The following is a 19,099-nucleotide window of genomic DNA, read 5'->3' as shown; positions in this document are numbered from 1 at the left end:
GCCGGGCCTCGCGCTAGCTCTGGCCGCGGCTTTGCAGCAGGTAGCCGAAGCCGCGCACCGTCACGATCTCGACGTCGCTGTCCTCGAGCTTCTTGCGCACGCGATGGACATAGACTTCGATCGCGGTATCGCCGACGGTGTCGCCCCCATCGCCGGCCGGATGGGCGAAAGTGGCCAGATGATCCTGCAGCTGGGCCTTGCTGACCACGCGCCCCTGCCGCTGCAGCAGCAGCTCGAGCACCGCGAACTCGCGCGGCGACAGTTCCAGCGGCTTGCCGTCGAGGAACATGCGTCGGTCGCTGCCCGACAGCCGCAGCCGGCCCAGCCGCACGTCGCGGTCGGGCGCGGCCTCGCCATGCTGGCTGCGGCGCAGCAGCACGCGCACGCGCGCTTCCAGCTCGGGAAAGGCAAACGGTTTGACCAGATAGTCGTCGGCGCCGGCGTTCAGGCCCGACAGCTTGTCTTCGAGTTCGTCGCGCGCGGTCAGGATCAGCACCGGGGTGGTGCGGTTGCGCGCGCGGTAGCGCGACAGCAGGGTCATGCCGTCGATGCCGGGCAGGCCCAGGTCGAGGATCACCAGGTCGTGCTGCTCCTTGAGCAGATGCTCGGTGGCATAGACCCCGTCATGGACGACGCGCACCTGGTGGCCCGCCTGGAACAGGCCGGCTTCGACGCCGCTGGCGATCTGGCGGTCGTCTTCGATCAACAGGATGCGCATGGGCGAAAGGTTCGGCTGGGTCGGCAGGAATGCAGCGGGGAGCGCCGGGGGGAGCGCGCTTGACGTCGCGCTTCGGGTGCCGGGCGCCCGCCTTGGCCGCCGATTGTACCCCGCATGGCGCGGGGCTTCCTTTCGATTGGCTTGCGATCAGGGGCCGGGTCCGGCCCCGAGGACATCGCTATCCGCTACGCCTGATGGGCGTTGCCGTACGCCGGTGGTTCAGCGCCTGGCCAGCGTGGCGGCGGCCTGCTCGATAAAGCGGGCCAGGTCGATATCGCGCTGGGTCAGGCCGTTCGCGTCATGGGTCGACAGCGTGATGTCCACGCGGTTGTAGACGTTGAACCATTCGGGATGGTGGTCGGCCTTCTCGGCCTGCATCGCCACGCGCGTCATGAAGGCAAAGGCGGCGTTGAAGTCGGCGAAGGTGAAGCGCTTGTGGATCGCATCGCGATCGGCGACCGCGGTCCAGCCGGGCAGCGACGCCAGCAGCGGCGCGCGTTCCTGTTCGGACAGCGGGGAAAGAGCGGGTGAGGTCATGATGGCAAGGCCCGTAAAGTGGGGAATCGGAACAAGGCAGAGCCGGCCTGCCCGACCATTGCGGTCGGACACGCCGGCATTGTTTCATAAAGACCGGCGCGCGGCGGCTTCAGATATCGTCGCTGTCGCTCCAGCCCTCGCGATTGCCCACCTGCAGCACCAGATCGCCGTCGGCGACGTCGCCCGCGCCCAGCGTCGGCTGTTGGCGCAGTTCGGCGTACAGCGGCGTGAAGTCCGGACGGGTCGCGTCGAACAGCTGTTCGAAGCTGTCGATCACGAAATAGGTCTTCTGGAAGGTGTCGATGCGGTAGCGGGTGCGCATGATCCGGCGGACGTCGAAGCCGATCCGATTCGGGCTGGCCGAGTCCAGGCTGTAGATCGACTCGCCCTGGCTCGAGACGATGCCGGCGCCGTAGATGCGCAGGCCGTCGGGCGTGCGGATCAGGCCGAATTCGACGGTGTACCAGTACAGCCGCGCCAGCATGTCGAGCGCGCCCATGCCGGCCGCCTTCAGGCCGCCCTGGCCGTAGGCCTGCATGTAGTCGGCGAAGACCGGGTTGATCAGCAGCGGCACATGGCCGAACACGTCGTGGAAGCAGTCCGGCTCCTGCAGGTAATCGAGTTGCTCGGGCTTGCGCATCCACCAGCTGGCCGGAAAGCGCCGGTTGGCCAGATGCTCGAAGAACACCTCGTCGGGCACCAGGCCTGGCACCGCCACCACCTGCCAGCCGGTCGCGGCCATCAGCTTGTCGTTCAGGCGCGCGAAGTCGGGCACCCGGTCGGCGTCCATGCCCAGCGTGTCGAGCCCGCGCAGGAACTCGTCGCAGACCCGGCCGCGCAGCATCGAGGCCTGGCGCGCGTACAGCTGGCGCCAGACGGCGTGGTCCGCCTCGGTGTAGCGGTGCAGCGGCTGCGCGATGGTGAAGTCAGGGTTCAGATCCGGGTCGGACAGCAGCCCCGCTTCGAACTGTTCCTTCAGCTTGTCGGTCAGCGTGCCGGTGAAGGCGGGGCTTCCCGCGTCTTCCTGGTCAGGGGTCTGGTCGAGGATCGCTTCCATCTGGCTTGTCTCCGGCGATTCGGTGCGGGCCATGCCCGGTGTCGTTTGCGGTATTGCTGCACGCGGTCGATTGCACATGCGGGATTTCTGCAAAGTCTACCGAGATGGCGCTGCAAGGAGCCCGCAAAAACGGCTTGGATTGCCGTTCCGATGCGGGTAATCTGCATCAAACGCAAAACCGATGCAGGATCTTTGTATGCTGAGCCTCGACAACTTCGATCTGGCCCTGCTGGCCGCCTTGCAGGCCGACGGCCGCAGCACGCACCAGCAACTGGCCGAGCAGGTCCACCTGTCGCCCAGCCAGGTCGGCCGGCGCATCGCCCGGCTCGAGGCCGACGGCGTGATCGCCGGTTACCGGGTGGTGTTGTCGCCCCCCGCGCTCGGCCTGGGCGTGCTGGTCTTCACCAGCGTCAAGCTGGCCCACCACGGCGACACCGCGATCGAACGCTTCAAGGAGGAGATCCTGCTGCTCGAAGAAGTGCAGGAGTGCTACTCGGTCGCCGGCGAGGCGGACTATCTGCTGCGCATCGTCGTCACGGACCTGCCGGCACTGGCCGATTTCACCATGCGCAAGCTGATGCGCGTGCCCGGCGTCGAGAGCGTGCGTTCCAACATCGTGCTGACCGCGCTCAAGCGCGAAGGGGCCCTGCCGCTGTCGCATCTGCGCTGAGCGGGCATCGTATTGCGTGCTGTCCTGCGTGCTGTCCTGCGCGCTGTCTTGCGCGCAGACGGCTCGCATGTCACTCTCGCCAGGTGCCCGCTGATGCACCAAGGCGGAGCCGACCATGCGGAGAGGGACGAGATGCGAGACCGGGCCACGGGCTTTGGCGGGGAAGGCGTGCGGGGTAGGGCGGAGAATCGGGTGGCAGCGGCCCATGACGGCGGTGGCAGCCGGACAGGCTCGCGCGGGTTTGCCGCCGGCATCGGGGCCGGCCTGTTCGCGCTTGCCGCGCTCGCCATGGACGCGGCGCTGGCCGCCCAGCTTGCCCGCGTATCGCCGGAAGGCCAGGTGTCCAAAGTCCGCCAGGTCGCGCTGCGCTTCGATCAGCCGATGGTGCCGCTGGGCGATCTGCGCGCCGCGGCGCCGGCTGCGGTGCAGTGCACCGGTGCCGCGCCCGCCGATCTGCGCGGCGAGGGCCGCTGGATCGACGAGCGCAACTGGGTGTTCGACTTCGCGCACGACCTGCCGCCGGGCGTGTCCTGCACGATCCGGCTGCAGTCGGCCCTGAAGAGCCAGGCCGGCCAGGCCTATCGCGGCAAGCCCGAATATCGCTTCCAGACCGGCGGACCGATCGTCGTGTCCAGCCGGCCCGGCGGCGGCGAGATCGAGGAGGACCAGATCTTCGCGCTGCGCTTCAATGGCCCGGCTACGCCGGCCTCGCTGCGCGACCATGCCTGGTGTCAGGCGCAGGGTCTCGGCGAGCGTATCCCGGTGCGGCTGGTGTCCGGCGCCGACCGCGACGCGGTGCTGGCCGCGCTGCGCTGGAAACCGCGCGGGCCCGACACCATCCATCTGCTGGCCTGCCAGCAGCGGCTGCCGGCCGGCGCGAAGATGCAGCTGATCCTCGAGCCGGGCATCGCCACGCCCTCCGGCATCGCGAGCCGCGAAGGGCGGCGCTTCGACTATCAGGTGCGCGAGCCGTTTACCGCCAGCTTCAGCTGCGAGCGCGAGAACGCGCAGGCGCCCTGCACGCCGCTGCGGCCGATCACGCTGGAGTTCTCCGCGCCGATCGCGCGCCGCGCGGCCGAATCCGTGGTGCTGCGCACGCCGACGGGACCGGTGGCGCCGAAGCTGGAGGCGAACCTGGCCGCCGATGCCACGGTCACCTCGCTGCGTTTCGAGCCGCCCTTCGCCGAGAACGCGAAGATGACGCTGGAGTTGCCGTCCGGCCTGAAGGACGAGACCGGCCGTGCGCTGGGCAACGCCGACCTGTTCCCGCTGGCGATCGCCACCGCGCGTATGCCGCCGCTGGCCAAGTTCGCCGCGGCACCGTTCGGCGTGATCGAGCGCTTCGGCGAGGTGCCGAAGTCCGGCAAGCCGACCGACAAGCCGACCGACAAGGCGACCGACAAGGCGACGGATTACCCGCCGCTGCTGCCGGTCACGCTGCGCTATGTCGAGCGTGAACTCAAAGTGCTCGGCGTGCGCGCCGAGGCCGGCACCGTCAGCCGGGTACGGGTCGACGACGATGCCGCCGTGCTGCGCTGGCTGGCACTGGTGCGGCGCATGCACGAGACCAGCTGGACCCGCGCCGAGCTCGACGCGATCCTGGCCGGCAAGCCGCCGTCGGCCGCGCGCATCCCGCGCAATGCGCCGCAGGTGCAGACCCGCGCCGTCTCGCTGCTGGCCGGCGTGCCGGGCGTGCGCCAGCTTGCCGTGCCGGCCTCGGTGGGCGAAGGCGCCAGCCGGCCGTTCGAGGTGGTCGGCATTCCGCTGCCCGAAGCCGGCTTTCATGTGGTCGAGATCGCCTCGCCCGACCTGGGCGCCGCGCTGCTCGGGAAGCCCGCGCCGATGTATGTCCGTACCGCAGCACTGGTCACCAATCTGGGCGTGCACTTCAAGGCCGGGCGCGACAACGCGATGGTCTGGGTCACCACGCTCGATGGCGGCAAGCCGGTGCGCGAGGCCAACGTTGCGGTACGCGACTGCAGCGGCAAGCTGATCGCCAGCGGCCGCACCGACGCGGCGGGCATCGCGCGCTTCGGCCGGCTCGGCGACGGTGGCGAAGACAGCGGCGGGGATGGCGGCAGCGGTGCCAGCCGCTATTGCGAAGACACCGGCCTGTCGGGCTACTTCGTCTCGGCGCGCATCGTCGCCGCGCATCCCCAGGCGCGCGGCCAGGCCGACATGGCGTTCGTGATGTCGGACTGGAACCGCGGCATCGAAAGCTGGCGCTTCCATGTGCCGACCGACACCAGCCCGACGCCGACCATGCGCGCGCATACCGTGTTCGACCGCACGCTGCTGTCGGCCGGCGAGACCGTCTCGATGAAGCACTATTTGCGCGTCGAGACCTCGAACGGCCTCGCGCTGCCCCCGAGCGGCGCCGGGGAGTCCGGACAGTTGCCGAACAAGCTGGTGATCCGCCACGAGGGCAGCGGCCAGACCTACGAGCAGCCGCTGCAATGGCGCACCACCGCCTCGGGCGGACGCAGCGCCGACAGCCGCTTCGCGTTGCCGCCGGCCGCCAGGCTCGGCCGCTACACGGTCGAGCTCGCCGATGCCCGCCAGCGCAGTTACGACAGCGGCGCCTTCCGCGTCGAGGCCTTCCGCCTGCCGGTGCTGACGGGTACGGTACGCGCGGCGACGGCCGGCGGCGCACAGGCGCTGGTCGCGCCCAAGTCGCTGCCGCTCGATGTCGAGGTGCATTACGTGTCCGGCGGCGCCGCGGCGGGTTTGCCGGTGCACGTGTCCGCGCTGCTGCGCGAGCGCATGCCGCGCTTTGCCGATGCCGACGGCTACAGCTTCGCCGCGCCGCGCGCAGCCGACGAGCAGCGGGACGAGTCGGACGAGGTCGAGGAGCAGGATCGGGCCGCTGCGCCGGACGGCCAGACGCTGATCGCCGACAAGCGCGCGCTGACGCTGGACGCCAATGGCGGCGGCCGGTTGACGCTCGACACGCTGCCGGCGGTCACCGCCCCACGCGATCTGCTGGTCGAAGCCGCGTTCGCCGATCCCAATGGCGAGATCCAGACGTTGCGGCAGACGCTGCCGCTATGGCCGGCCGCCGTGGTCGCCGGCATTCGTGCCGACGACTGGGTCGCGGTCAAGCGGCAGGCGACGGTGCAGGGCATCGCGCTCGATATCGACGGCAAGCCGCGCGCCGGCGTGCCGATGGAGGTGCATGCGCGCGCTCGGATCACGAGCTCCGCGCGCAAGCGCGTGGTTGGCGGCTTCTATCGCTACGACAACCGCACCGAGGTGCGCGAACTGGGCAAGGTCTGCGAGGCGAAGACCGATGCGCGCGGGCGCATGCGGTGCGCGGTGACGCTGGAACAAGCCGGCGAGGTGGAACTGATCGCGCGTGCCCGCGACGATGCCGGCCGTATCTCGGAAGCGGCCACCAGCGTCTGGGTCACCGGTCAGGGTGAGCTTTGGTTTGGCGGCGAGAACCACGACCGCATCGACCTGCTGCCGGAGCGGCCGTCGTATGCCCCCGGCGATACCGCACGCTTTCAGGTGCGGATGCCGTTCCGCCAGGCCACCGCGCTGGTCGCCGTCGAGCGCGAGGGCATTCTCGAGACCAGCGTGGTGACGCTGGCCGGCAAGGATCCGACCGTCAGCGTCAAGATCAAGCCGGAATGGGGGCCGAACGTCTACGTGTCGGTGCTGGCGCTGCGCGGGCGGCTGCACGAGGTGCCCTGGTATTCGTTCTTCACCTGGGGCTGGCGCGAACCGCGCGAATGGTGGCGGGCCTTCCGCAGCGAGGGACGCGAATACGTCGCGCCGACGCCGCTGGTCGATCTGTCCAGGCCGGCGTTCCGGCTCGGTCTCGCCGAGATCCGGGTCGGCAACGAGGCGCACCGGCTCGACGTCAAGGTCGCCACCGACCGCGCCAGCTACCCGGTGCGCGGCCAGGCGAAGGTGACGGTGCAGGTCACGCTGCCCGACGGCAAGCCGGCCGCCAACGGCGAGGTCGCGCTGGCGGCGGTCGACGAGGCGCTGCTCGAACTGATGCCCAATACCAGCTGGAACCTGCTCGAGGCGATGCTGCAGCGGCGCAGCTACGGGGTCGAGACCGCGACCGCGCAGATGGAGATCGTCGGGCGGCGTCACTACGGGCGCAAGGCGGTGCCGGCCGGTGGCGGCGGCGGCAAGAATCCGACCCGCGAACTGTTCGACACGCTGCTGCTGTGGAATCCGCGCGTGCAGCTCGACGCGGCCGGCAAGGCCGCGCTGACGGTGCCGCTGAACGATTCGCTGACGCGCTTTCGCATCGTCGCCATCGCCGATCTTGGCGTGGCCCGCTTCGGCACCGGCAGCGCGACCGTGGCGGCGACGCAGGATCTGCAGCTGATCTCGGGTTTGCCGCCGCTGGTGCGCGAGGGCGACCGCTACCGCGCGATGTTTACGCTGCGCAATACCACCTCACGGGCGATGACGGTCGAGGTCATCGCGCGCAGTGTGCCGGCCGGCACGGGTGCCGGAGGTGGCGCTGCCGCTGGGGCTGCCACTGGCGCCGCCGCCAGTGCTGCCACCGGCGCCGCGTCTTCCAATCCGGCCGCCGACCCCGGTACCGCAGCGCTGCCCACGCAGACCGTATCGATTCCGCCGGGACACGCGCGCGAGATCGGCTGGGACGTGGTCGCGCCGTTGATTGCGCAGGCGAGCGGGCAGACCACGGCCACCGAGAGCGAGCTGCAGTGGGAGATCGCGGCGGCCGAAACGGGCAAGGGCGGCGGCACGGGTGGCACGGGAGGTACGGGTATCGACGACGGCCCCGCGTCGGACCGCATCCGCATCGTCCAGCGGCTGGCCGCGGCGGTACCGCTGACGGTGCAGCAGGGCACGCTGGCCCAGCTGGCCCCGTCGCTGTCGGTGCCGGTGCGGGCGCCCGCGACCGCACTGCGCGATCCCTCCGGCACGCCGCGCGGCGGTCTGCAGATCGGCTTGCAGTCGTCGCTGGCCGGCGGGCTGCCCGGCGTGCGCGACTGGTTCACGCGCTATCCGTATACCTGCCTGGAGCAGCGCGCGTCGAAGGCCGTGGGCCTGGGCGATGCCGCGCTCTGGCAGGCGCTGATGGCGCAGCTGCCGGCCTATCAGGACGACGACGGGCTGGTGGCCTATTTCCCGATGCAGGGCGAGGCGGCGCGCGACGGCGGCAGCGAGGTGCTGACCGCCTACCTGCTGGCGCTGACCGACGAGGCGAATCGTGCCGGGCTGCCGCTCCCGCTGCCGGCGCAGGCGCGCGAGCGGATGGAGCAGGCGCTGGCCGCCTTCGTCGAGGGCCGGCTGCAGCGTCGCCCGTGGGCGCCGACCGCGGACCTGGAGGTCCGCAAGCTGGCCGCGCTGGAGGCGCTGTCGCGCAGTGGCAAGGCGCAGGCCCGCATGCTGGGATCGATCCAGATCGCGCCGCAGCAGTGGCCCACCTCGGCGCTGCTCGACTGGACCGCGCTGCTGCAACGCCTGCCCGATGTGCCGCAGCGCGAGGCGCGGCTGGCCGAGGCGCAGCGGCTGCTGCGCGCGCGGCTCGATCTGCAGGGCACCCGGCTGGCGTTCTCGACCGAGCGCGACGACCACTGGTGGTGGCTGATGGCGGGCGGCGACATCAACGCCGCCCGGCTGCTGACGCTGGCGCTGGAACTGCCGGACTGGCGCGAGGACGCGCCGCGGCTGGCCAGCGGTCTGCTGGGCCGCCAGTCCGCCGGCGCCTGGAGCACCACCAATGCCAATGCCTGGGGCGTGCTGGCGGTGCGCCGCTTTGCGCAGGCCTTCGAGCGCGAGCCGGTCGCTGGCGCCACGCGCGTGACGCTGGGCGACGCCTCGCGCAGCTTCGAATGGCGCACGGCCGCGGCGGGCAAGGACGGCGTGGCGGCGGGCGCGCTGATGCTGCCGTGGCCCGTGCAGCCTCCACAGTCGCCTCAGCCGAGCCCGTCCGCCGCGCCCGCTACGCTGCAGCTGCAGCACGAAGGCGCCGGCCGGCCGTGGGCGACGGTACGCGCGCTGGCCGCGGTGCCGCTGGCCGAGCCGATCGCCGCCGGCTACCGCATCCGCCGCAGCGTCAGCGCGGTCGAGCAGGCCACGCCGGGACGCTGGACGCGCGGCGACATCTATCGCGTCAGGCTGGAGATCGACGCGCAGGCCGACATGACCTGGGTAGTGGTCAGCGACCCGGTGCCGGCGGGCGCCACGATCCTCGGCAGCGGCCTGGGCCGCGATTCGCAGATCGCCACCCGCGGCGAGCGCCGCACCGGCGCCTGGCCGGCCTTCAGCGAACGCACGCCGCAGGCCTATCGCGAGTACTACGCCCACCTGCCCAAGGGCACGGCGACCGTCGAGTACACGGTGCGGCTCAACAACGCGGGCGAGTTCGCGCTGCCGCCGACGCGGGTCGAGGCGATGTACGCGCCCGAGGTATTCGGCGCGGCGCCCAATGCGCGCCTGACCGTGGGGCCGCGTCCGTGAGCGATGTCCTCGAACGGCGCGGCTGGACGATGCCGCCGCGGGTACGCGAATGGTGGATGGCCGGCGCCGTCGCCGGCACCATCTACGGCACGCTGCTGGTCAGCGCCGCGCTGGAGCTGCCGCCCGGCACGCCGCTGGCGGGCAGCTTCGCCTGGCAGCCGGCGTGGAAGACCGCGATGGCGCTGCTGCTGGCGCGCGCGGCGTGGTTCCATCCGGTGCGGCGCGAGCGCCGCTGGCTGATCGCCGCGCTGCTGTTCTCGGCGATGGGCGATCTGCTGCTGGCGGTGCCGTGGCTGCCGTTCTCCTTTGTCGGCGGGCTCGGTTTCTTCCTGCTGGCGCATCTGGCCTATCTCGCGCTGCTGCTGCCGCTGCTCGGCGACGACCGGCCGCACCGGCTGCTCGCCTGCGGCGCGGTGATCGGCGCGGCCGGCACGCTGCTGGGACGCTTCTGGCCCAACCTGGGCGCACTGACGGTCGAGGTCTGCGCCTATGTCGTTGCGCTGACCGCGATGGCCTGCGCGGCGCTGCTGGCGCGGCTGCCGACCCCGCTGGCGGCGCTGGGCGCGCTGTGCTTCGTCGTGTCCGATGCGCTGATCGGCATCGCGCGCTTCCTGTCGCCGTTCGATCGCTTCGAACTGGGCATCTGGTGGACCTATGCCGCGGCGCAGGTGCTGCTGGTCGCCGGCATCGTCGCGGGGCGGCGGCCATGAGACAAGGGATGGGACCGCCCGGCTTGCTGCGCACGGCGAGGGCCGCGGCACTGCCGTGCGCGCTGCCGTGGGCACGGCTGTTCGCGTTGCTGTTCGCGCTGCTGGTTGCGATGCTCATCGCGATCCCGTCGGCGCCGGCGTCCGCCGAGGTGCTGCCCGGCTTCGAGCAGGTGCGCGAGCGCTACCGCAGTGCCGACGTGGTCGTGCGCGACCGTCACGGCGAGCCGGTCGCCACGGTGCGGACCGATTTCAGCGCGCGGCGCGGGGCATGGGTGTCGCTCGACGAGATCTCGCCCGCGGTGCGCACCGCTATCTTGCTGTCGGAGGACCGGCGCTTCTACCAGCACAGCGGCGTCGACTGGCAAGGCGTCGCCGGCGCGGCGTGGGCCAATCTGTGGAACACGCGCACGCGCGGCGCGTCGACGTTGACCATGCAGCTGGCGGCGCTGCTCGATGACGATCTGCGCCGCGGCGCGGGCGGGCGCAGCGCGGCGCAGAAGATGAGCCAGGCCTGGCGCGCGGCGCGGCTCGAACACGGCTGGAGCAAGAGCCAGATCCTCGAGGCCTATCTGAATCTGGTGCCGCTGCGCGGCGAACTGGTGGGGCTGTCGGCGCTGTCGCAGGCACTGTTCGGCAAGCTGCCGAGCGGGCTCGATGCGCGCGAGGCGGCGCTCGCCGTCGCGCTGGTGCGCGCCCCCAATGCCGCGCCGGCACGCGTGACGCAGCGCGCCTGCCAGATCCTGAGGGAGATGGCGCAGCCGCAAGGCTGCACCGGACTGGACGGCTTCACCGAACTGGCGCTGGCGCGCGCCGCCATGCCGCCCAGCGGCCCGGGCCGCGCGCAACTGGCGCCGCACCTTGGCCGCCTGCTGGTCGAGCGGACTGCGCAAGGCGCGGCAACGATGCCGGCAGCGATCGATTCGACCCTGGACGCCGGTGTGCAGCGCCTGGCGGCGGCCAGCCTGCAGCGACATCTGCGCGAACTGGCCGGACGGCATGTCGAGGATGGCGCAGTGGTGGTGCTCGACAACGCCAGCGGCGACGTGCTGGCCTATGTCGGCTCGTCCGGCGCGCTGTCGGGCGCGGCGCAGGTCGATCACGCGGCCGCGCTGCGCCAGGCCGGCTCGACGCTCAAGCCCTTCCTCTATGCGCAGGCGCTGGAAGAGCGGCGCCTGACCGCGGCCTCGCTGCTCGACGACCGCCCGGTCAATCTGCCGACCGGCGGCGGCCTCTACATCCCCCGCAACTACGACGGCCGCTATGGCGGCTGGGTCAGCATGCGCGCGGCGCTGGCCGGCTCGCTCAATGTGCCGGCGGTGCGCACGCTGGTGATGGTGACCCCGCACCGGTTTCATCGGCGGCTGGTGGCGCTTGGGCTGCCGCTGACCGAGGCCGGCGACTACTACGGCTACAGCCTGGCGCTGGGCAGCGCCGACGTGTCGCTGCTGACGCTGACCAATGCCTATCGGACGCTGGCCAACCAGGGCCGGCAGGCGCCGGTGAGGATGCGGCTGGCCGAGCCGGCGCCCCGGCCGGCGGCGGTGATGTCGGCCGCGGCCAGCCATGTGATCGGCGACGTGCTGTCGGACCGGCATGCGCGTGCCCGGACCTTCGGTCTCGACAGCCCGCTGACCACGCGGTTCTGGACCGCGGTCAAGACCGGCACCAGCAAGGACATGCGCGACAACTGGTGTATCGGCTGGTCGCAGCACTACACCGTGGGCGTCTGGGTCGGCAACGCCAGCGGCGCGGCGATGCGCGATGTGTCCGGCGTGTCCGGCGCGGCGCCGATCTGGCACGACGTGATGGCCTTCCTGCATCGCGACCGGGCCAGCCGGCAGCCGGCGCCGCCCGCGGGCGTCGAGCGCGTGGCGGTGCGGTTTGAGGGCGTACCCGAGCCTGCGCGGGACGAGGTGTTCCTGGCCGGCACCGCGGTGCCGGTCGTCGCCGTCGGCAGCCATCACGAGGGCATGGCGGCGGCCCGGACGGCGGTGTCCGGCCGCGGCGCGGCGATCGCCAGTCCGGCCGACGGCACCGTGTTCGCACTCGATCCCGACATTCCGCCGCAGGCGCAGCGCGTCTGGCTGCATGCCGAGGATGTCGCGGGCCGCACCGCCAGCGCGGTCGCCTGGCGGCTCGATGGCAAGCGGCTCGGCCACGGCGGCAAGCTGGCGTGGCAGCCCTGGCCGGGACGGCATCGTCTGGAACTGGTCGATGCAAAAGGCACGGTGCTCGATACGGTCCACATCGAGGTGAGGGGTGCGACCGTGCGCGAGACCGGCGCCCGCCCGGCGGTATCGCCGGGCAGGGCCGCGGCGGACCGGGGTAAGCTGACCCGGGACATCGGCACCCGGGACAGCGGGACCTGGGACAGCGGGACCTGAGACAGCGGGACCTGAGACAGCGATCGGGGATAATCGCCGCTGTCTTGCGCAAGCCGCCCATTCTCAGGAGCCCAAGCCGTGCCGACCGATTCGATTGCCTCGCCGATGCTGCTCGATGCCGCCCAGACCGCGGCGCGCTTGCCGTATCCCGAACTGGCCGTTGCCATTGCCGACATGCTGGGCGAACTGCGTGCCGGCACCGCGATGGCGCCGCCGCGGCTGGCGCTGCCGGTCGGCGACGTGACCGCCGCCGCGCCCGGCGGCGAAGGGACGCTGCTGGTCATGCCGGCGCGCAATGCCGACCTGGTGATGACCAAGAACATCACGGTCCATCCCGGCAACCCGGCGCGCGGCCTGCCCAATATCCTCGGCGAAGTGGTGGTGGCCGACGCGCATACCGGCGTGCGGCTGGCGCTGCTCGACGGTCCGACGGTGACCGGGCGCCGCACCGCGGCGGTGTCGCTGCTGGCGGCACAGCGTTTTGCCGCGCGGCCCGACGGCGAGCTGCTGATCGTCGGCGCCGGCGTGCAGGCCGTCACCCACCTCGAGGCCTTCGCCGCAGGGCTGCCGCTGCGGCGCGTCTGGCTGCATTCGCGCACGGCGGACAAGGCCCATGCGCTGGCCGCGCATGCAAAGACGCTGGGCCTGGAGGCCGAGGTGCTCGAATCCGCGCCAGACATCGAAGCGGTGCTTGCGCGCGTGTCGATGGTCGTCACGGTGACGTCGAGCCGCACGCCGGTGCTGCCGGACCTCGACGCCCGCTGCTGGCGCGACGACCACTTCATCGCCGCGGTCGGTGCGTTCCGCCCGGACATGTGCGAACTGCCGCCGGCGCTGTGCCGCGGCGCCGCGAAGGCGGGGCGGCTGCTGGCCGATACGCTGTTCGGCATCGAGGACGAGGCCGGCGACCTGCTGCAGGCCGGCATCGACTGGGCCATGGTGCAGCCGTTCGAGACCGCGATCCTCGCCGCCGATGCGATTCGCGCGCGCACCGGCAGTCCGCTGGTGTTCAAGAGCGTCGGTTATGCGCTGTGGGATCTGGCCGCCTGCGCGCTGGCAGTGCGAAACGCCGACGCATGACGCCGCCGACGGCATCGGGCCACGACCCGGTGTCACATTCCTGAGACACTTCTGCCGCCTCTCTTCCCGTTGTGGTGGACCTTCGGATACCGCGGATTGCGGTAAACCCTCAATTTAGTGGCGCTCCTCTACAAAATGTCTCTAGATTGAAACGATCACGGCATCGGCAGCGGGATAATGCTGCCCTTGCAGTTGAAAACCACGAAGGAGAGAGGATGTCGCACAAGAAAAAAATCCTGGTGGCTGTCGCGGCCATGGCGGTGGGCGGGGTCGCCCAGGCACAATCGGCCGGCAGCACCGTCGTCAGCGCGGGCTGGTTCCGCGTGATGCCCAACAGCTCGGCCGATCCGCTGACCATCGACAGCGTCGGCGGCCGCCCGGTCGGCATGCAGCGGCCCAACACCGGCGCCGACATCAAGGCCGCCAATACGCTGGGCCTGTCGATCGACCACTTCGTCACCGACCACATCTCGGCCGAGTTCGTCGTCGGTATCCCCCCGGAGCACGATGTCGAGGGTGACAAGGGCTACGGCCGGTACGGCAAGCTTGGCACGGTGCGCCAGTGGAGCCCGGCGGTGCTGGTCAAGTACCACTTCCTCGAGCCGGCCTCGCGCTTGCGCCCCTATGTGGGCCTGGGCGTCAACTACACCTGGTTTACCGACGAGACCATCACCAACCAGCAGTTCGTGCGCCAGGAGTTCGGCCCGAACGCCACCATGACGGCCAGCGCCAAGTCGTCGTGGAATCCGGTCTTCAACATCGGCGCCAACTACAAGATCAACGAGCGCTGGCATGTCGGCCTGTCGGTGTCCTACCTGCCGCTCGATACGCGCGCGACCTTCGTCACGCGCAATTCCGCGCAGGGCGGCGCCACCGTGGTGTCGCACACCAAGATCAAGATCGATCCGATCGTGACCTTCCTGAACGTCGGCTACCGCTTCTGAGCGTCGCCGGCCGTCGCCGGCCGGCCGCGTCCGCTACTCCCCGGAGCGCGGACGCGGTTCCTTCCCGTCAGCCCTTGACCGGATAGCCGGCCGATTCGATGGCCTGCCGCACTTCCTGTGCATCGGCGTCCGATTCGACGCTGACTGCCTGCGCCGCGATATCGGCCGAGACGCGCGCGTCGGGATCGATCTGCTGCACCGCACGCGTGATCGCGCCGACGCAGTGGCCGCAGGACATGCCTTCCACTTGAAACTGCATCATCGTTGAACTCCTGGAATGGTTGGTGAACGCCGCCATTGTGAACCTTCCCATCATGTCAAGCGCAAGCGCCGCAGCTGGCGGCCGAAAATTGGCGCACCGGCCTTGACCTTCCTAGCATGGTAAGGTCCAACATCCAGTGACAGGCTATGTCAATGAGGATGTCAACCGCCATGTCCACTTCTTCACTTCCGCTGTCTCCGGCCCAGGCCGGTGCGAACGCCGCGCCCGAGTGGCGCCTGCCGATCGAAGGGATGACCTGCGCCTCCTGCGTGCGCCGGGTCGAGAACGCACTGGCCAAGGTGCCGGGCGTGCGTTCGGTGGCCGTCAACCTGGCCACCGAGGAGGCCACCGTGCAGGCCGACAGCGCCGCCGTGCTGCCGGCGGCGGCCGACGCCGTCGTCGCCGCGGGCTATGCGGTGCCGCGCACCGAGCTCGAGTTGACGGTGCGCGAGATGACCTGCGCCTCCTGCGTCGGCCGCGTCGAACGCGCGCTGCGCGCCGTGCCCGGTGTGGTCGACGCCCAGGTCAATCTGGCCACCGAGCGTGCCCATGTGACGCTGGTCGGGGCGAGCGCGGCCGATATGCTGCCGGCGCTGACCGAGGCCGTCTCCCGTGCCGGCTATGCCGCCGAACCGGTGGGCGATACCGCGACCGCGACCGAAGCCGCGTCCGCGCGCACCGACTTCTGGTCCGGCCCGTGGTCCGTGGCGATTCCGGCGGCGCTGTCGCTGCCGCTGGTCGCGCCGATGGTGCTGGGCTGGTTCGGCATCGCGTGGAATGTGCCCGCGCTGTGGCAATGGCTGCTGGCGACGCCGGTGCAGTTCGTGTTCGGCTGGCGCTTCTATCGCGCCGGCTGGAAGGCGCTGCGTGCCGGCGCCGGCAATATGGATCTGCTGGTCGCGCTCGGCACCTCGGCCGCCTACGGGCTGTCGCTGTGGCTGATCTGGCGCGGCGCCGGCGGCCATGGCGACGCGCATGCCCATCTGTATTTCGAGAGCGCGGCGGTAGTGATCACGCTGGTGCGGCTTGGCAAATGGCTCGAGGTCCGCGCCAAGCGGCAGACCGCCGACGCGATCCGCGCGCTGGCCGCGCTGCGGCCCGATAGCGCGCGGGTGCGCCGCAACGGGGTCGAAACCACGGTGCCGCTGGCACAGGTACGCGTCGGCGACGAGGTCGTGGTGCTGCCGGGGGAACGCATTCCGGTCGACGGCATCGTGATCGACGGCGACAGCCATGCCGACGAATCGATGCTGACCGGCGAGAGCCTGCCGGTGCCCAAGCAGGTCGACGACCGCGTGACCGGCGGCGCCATCAATGGCGAAGGCCGGCTGGTGCTGCGCACCGCCGCGGTCGGCGCGGAGACGGTGCTGGCCCGCATCATCCGCATGGTCGAACACGCGCAGGCGGCCAAGGCGCCGATCCAGCGGCTGGTCGACCGCGTCAGCGCGGTGTTCGTGCCGGTGGTGCTGGCGATCGCGCTGGTCACGTTGCTCGGCTGGGGACTGGCGCTGGGCGACTGGCAGTCGGCGCTGCTCAATGCGGTGGCGGTGCTGGTGATCGCGTGCCCGTGCGCGCTGGGCCTGGCCACGCCGACCGCGATCATCGCCGGCACCGGTGCGGGCGCGCGTGCCGGCATCCTGGTCAAGGACGCCGAGGCGCTGGAGACCGCGCACCGCGTCAATGTGGTCGCGTTCGACAAGACCGGCACGCTGACCGTGGGACAGCCGGAGGTGGTGGCGCTGGTGTCGGCAGACGGAATGGCCGACGGTGACGATCGGGGCAATCCGGGCGATCGAGCCTCGTCTGCGCTGCTGTCGCGCCTGGCCGCGCTGCAGGCCGGCAGCGAACATCCGCTGGCCCGTGCGGTGCTGCATGCCGCCGAGCAGCGCGCGCTGGCGGTGTCCGTGGCGAGCGAGCTGCGCGCGCTGCCGGGCCGCGGCATCAGCGGACGCATCGACGGCGTCGCCTGGGCGCTGGGCAGCGAGCGCCTGCGCAAGGAACTGGGCGCCGAACTCGACGAGCGTTCCGAACTGGCGCGCCAGGCCGATGCGCTGCGCCAGGCCGGCCGCACCGTGTCGTGGCTGATCGAGATCGACGCGCGCCGCGTGGCCGGTCTGGTCGCGTTCGGCGATGCGATCAAGCCGGGCGCGCGTGAAGCGGTGGCGCGCCTGCATGCGGCCGGTGTGCGCACCGTGATGCTGTCCGGCGACAGCCACGGCGCGGCGGCGCAGGTTGCCGACGCGCTCGGCATCGACGACGTGCAGGCCGAGGTGCTGCCCGAAGACAAGGCGGCCCGCGTGGCGGCGCTCAAGCGCGGCGGCGCGGTGGTGGCCATGGTCGGTGACGGCGTCAACGATGCGCCGGCGCTGGCTGCGGCCGACGTCGGCATCGCGATGTCCACCGGCACCGACGTGGCGATGCACGCGGCCGGCATCACGCTGATGCGCGGCGATCCCGGCCTGGTCGCCGATGCGCTGACGATGTCGCACCGGACCGTGCGCAAGATCCGGCAGAACCTGTTCTGGGCCTTCGTCTACAACGTGATCGGCATCCCGCTGGCGGCGGCCGGACTGCTCAGCCCGGTGGTGGCCGGCGCGGCGATGGCGTTCTCGAGCGTCAGCGTGGTCGGCAACGCGCTGCTGCTGCGGCGCTGGCGGCCCGAAGCCGGCGCGCAGTCAGTCGGCACGCAGGCAGTGGGCATGCAGGCCGCAGACAAGCCCGCAGTGCAGCGCTGAAACATGGAGGAAGCAAGGCGATGAATATCGGCGAAGCGGCGGCTGCCTCGGGCGTGTCCGCCAAGATGATCCGGCACTACGAATCGATCGGGCTGCTGCCCGAACCGCCGCGCAGCGAAGGCGGCTACCGCCGCTACGACGAGCGCGCGCTGCATACCTTGCGCTTCGTGCGGCGCGCCCGTAATCTCGGGTTCTCGCTGGACGAGATCCGCAACCTGCTGCTGTTGTGGCAGGACCGCGGGCGCGCCAGCGCCGACGTCAAGGCGCTGACGCTGCGCCATGTCGCCGAACTGGAAACGCGCATCGCGGAACTGGCGGCGATGCGCGACACGCTGCGCGCGCTGGCCGAGGCGTGCAGCGGCGACGAGCGGCCGGATTGCCCGATCCTCGCCGACTTTGCCGAGCCGCGACGCGCACCGCCGGCCAGCGCCGCGCCCGACCGCAATGCGCCGGACGGCAATGCGCCCGACGGCAATGCGCCCGACGGCAATGCGCATCACGCCTGCCACTCTTGAACGCTGACCGACGTGCGGCCGCGCCGCGCGCCGACGAGGAGAGCGATCGCATGGATGCATCCCAGAGCGCTGCCATCGCGCCGACCGAAAGCCGGCAGCGCATGCGCGACGGCACCGAGCTGCTGCTGCGCACCTGGCTGCCCGACCCGCAGCTGTGGCCGGAACCGACGGGCACGCTGCTGCTGGTACACGGGCTGGCCGAGCACTGCGGGCGCTATGCCCACGTGGCGCAGCGCCTGTGCGCGCTGGGGCTGCGCGTGGTCGCCTACGACCAGCGCGGCCACGGTGCCAGCGGCGGCGCGCGCATGGTGGCCGAGCGGCCCGACGTCTTCCTCGACGATCTGGTCGAACTCTACGACCGCGTGGTGCAGCGCTGGCCGGAACTGCCGATCGTGCTGGGCCACAGCATGGGCGGGCTGGTGGCGGCGCGGCTGGCGACCTCGCGGGTGCGGCCGGTGCGCGCGCTGGTGCTGTCCTCGCCCGCGCTGGCACTGCGTCTGAGCGGCGCGATGCTGACGATGCATCGGATGCTGCTGACGCTGGCGCCGAACCTGCGTGTCCCCAGTCCGATCCGTCCGGCCGATCTCAGTCACGACTACGCCGAAGTGTCGCGCTATCGTGCCGATCCGCTGGTGCAGCGCACGCTGACCGCGGGCATCCTGCAGAGCATGATGCTCGGCATCGAACGCGCGCAGGCCGATGCGCCGCTGCTCGAAGCGCCGACGCTGCTGCTGGTCGCGGGTGCGGACCGCGTGGTCGATCCGGCGGGCAGCCGGCGCTTCTGCGACAATGCGCCGGCCGACCTGCGCGAATGCATCTGGTTCGAGCACGCCTACCACGAGATCTTCAACGAGCAGGCGGCGCTGCGGGCCCAGGTGCTGGACGCGCTGAGCGACTGGCTGCGCCGCCATCTGCAGCCGGTGACGGACACCGACACGGACCGCTGAAGCACGACGGCACGCAGGCCGATTCGGTTGCACCCGTTCTAGCCGATTGCCGATATCGACGCCGAGCTTGACGCCTGACCCTCG

General features: G+C 71.2%; 13 protein-coding genes. 9 read left to right on the top strand and 4 right to left on the bottom strand.

The features are described 5' to 3' along the window. Positions 1-13: 13 nt before the first annotated feature. From HTY53_RS08320 to phhA, 3 genes are all read right to left on the bottom strand, one after another. Positions 14-718, bottom strand: a complete 705-nt coding sequence (locus HTY53_RS08320) for a response regulator transcription factor (RefSeq protein WP_174106021.1) — start codon at positions 716-718, stop codon at positions 14-16. 219 nt (positions 719-937) lie between these two features. After that, positions 938-1,255 (bottom strand): 4a-hydroxytetrahydrobiopterin dehydratase, encoded by a 318-nt coding sequence (locus HTY53_RS08315; protein ID WP_174106020.1) that lies wholly within the window; start codon positions 1,253-1,255, stop codon positions 938-940. Between the two features lie 109 nt (positions 1,256-1,364). Continuing rightward, complete coding sequence (gene phhA, locus HTY53_RS08310; protein WP_174106107.1) at positions 1,365-2,312, bottom strand: phenylalanine 4-monooxygenase; 948 nt, start codon at positions 2,310-2,312, stop codon at positions 1,365-1,367. Between the two features lie 196 nt (positions 2,313-2,508). On the opposite strand from phhA, the gene HTY53_RS08305 reads away from it, so the two are divergent. The 6 genes from HTY53_RS08305 to HTY53_RS08280 all read left to right on the top strand — a co-directional run bounded on the left by HTY53_RS08305 (position 2,509) and on the right by HTY53_RS08280 (position 14,556). Further along, positions 2,509-2,982: an Lrp/AsnC family transcriptional regulator gene (locus tag HTY53_RS08305; RefSeq protein ID WP_174106019.1), complete on the top strand. Its 474-nt coding sequence runs from the start codon at positions 2,509-2,511 to the stop codon at positions 2,980-2,982. Between the two features lie 288 nt (positions 2,983-3,270). Beyond that, on the top strand, positions 3,271-9,438 hold the full coding sequence (locus HTY53_RS08300; RefSeq protein ID WP_174106106.1) for an alpha-2-macroglobulin family protein: 6,168 nt from the start codon (positions 3,271-3,273) through the stop codon (positions 9,436-9,438). Positions 9,439-9,467: 29 nt separating this feature from the next. Beyond that, complete coding sequence (locus HTY53_RS08295; RefSeq protein ID WP_174106105.1) at positions 9,468-10,148, top strand: lysoplasmalogenase; 681 nt, start codon at positions 9,468-9,470, stop codon at positions 10,146-10,148. A 110-nt stretch (positions 10,149-10,258) separates the two neighbouring features. Beyond that, complete coding sequence (pbpC, locus tag HTY53_RS08290) at positions 10,259-12,532, top strand: penicillin-binding protein 1C (protein WP_217435548.1); 2,274 nt, start codon at positions 10,259-10,261, stop codon at positions 12,530-12,532. A 105-nt stretch (positions 12,533-12,637) separates the two neighbouring features. Next, complete coding sequence (locus tag HTY53_RS08285; RefSeq protein ID WP_174106104.1) at positions 12,638-13,612, top strand: delta(1)-pyrroline-2-carboxylate reductase family protein; 975 nt, start codon at positions 12,638-12,640, stop codon at positions 13,610-13,612. A gap of 215 nt (positions 13,613-13,827) precedes the next feature. Next, positions 13,828-14,556 (top strand): OmpW/AlkL family protein, encoded by a 729-nt coding sequence (locus HTY53_RS08280; RefSeq protein ID WP_174106017.1) that lies wholly within the window; start codon positions 13,828-13,830, stop codon positions 14,554-14,556. Positions 14,557-14,623: 67 nt separating this feature from the next. Here the strand turns inward: HTY53_RS08280 and HTY53_RS08275 are convergent, their stop codons facing one another. Beyond that, a complete protein-coding gene (locus HTY53_RS08275; protein WP_174106016.1) occupies positions 14,624-14,818 on the bottom strand; it encodes a heavy-metal-associated domain-containing protein in 195 nt (64 codons plus the stop codon). Between the two features lie 170 nt (positions 14,819-14,988). Between HTY53_RS08275 and HTY53_RS08270 the strand changes: the two genes are divergently transcribed. Genes HTY53_RS08270 through HTY53_RS08260 form a run of 3 tightly spaced genes read left to right on the top strand, consistent with a single transcriptional unit; the run spans position 14,989 to position 19,015 of the window. Then, a complete protein-coding gene (locus HTY53_RS08270; RefSeq protein WP_302480472.1) occupies positions 14,989-17,553 on the top strand; it encodes a heavy metal translocating P-type ATPase in 2,565 nt (854 codons plus the stop codon). A 20-nt stretch (positions 17,554-17,573) separates the two neighbouring features. Then, the gene (cueR, locus tag HTY53_RS08265) at positions 17,574-18,068 is read left to right on the top strand and encodes a Cu(I)-responsive transcriptional regulator (protein ID WP_174106014.1); all 495 of its coding nucleotides are present in this window, start codon (positions 17,574-17,576) and stop codon (positions 18,066-18,068) included. Positions 18,069-18,118: 50 nt separating this feature from the next. After that, the gene (locus HTY53_RS08260) at positions 18,119-19,015 is read left to right on the top strand and encodes an alpha/beta hydrolase (RefSeq protein WP_174106013.1); all 897 of its coding nucleotides are present in this window, start codon (positions 18,119-18,121) and stop codon (positions 19,013-19,015) included. Positions 19,016-19,099 lie beyond the last annotated feature (84 nt).

The sequence above is a fragment of the Cupriavidus gilardii genome (assembly GCF_013314895.1).
GTDB classification, from domain to species: domain Bacteria; phylum Pseudomonadota; class Gammaproteobacteria; order Burkholderiales; family Burkholderiaceae; genus Cupriavidus; species Cupriavidus gilardii_C.
Note: the sequence above shows the minus strand (reverse complement) of the source record. Positions and strands in the feature narration are given on the sequence as shown.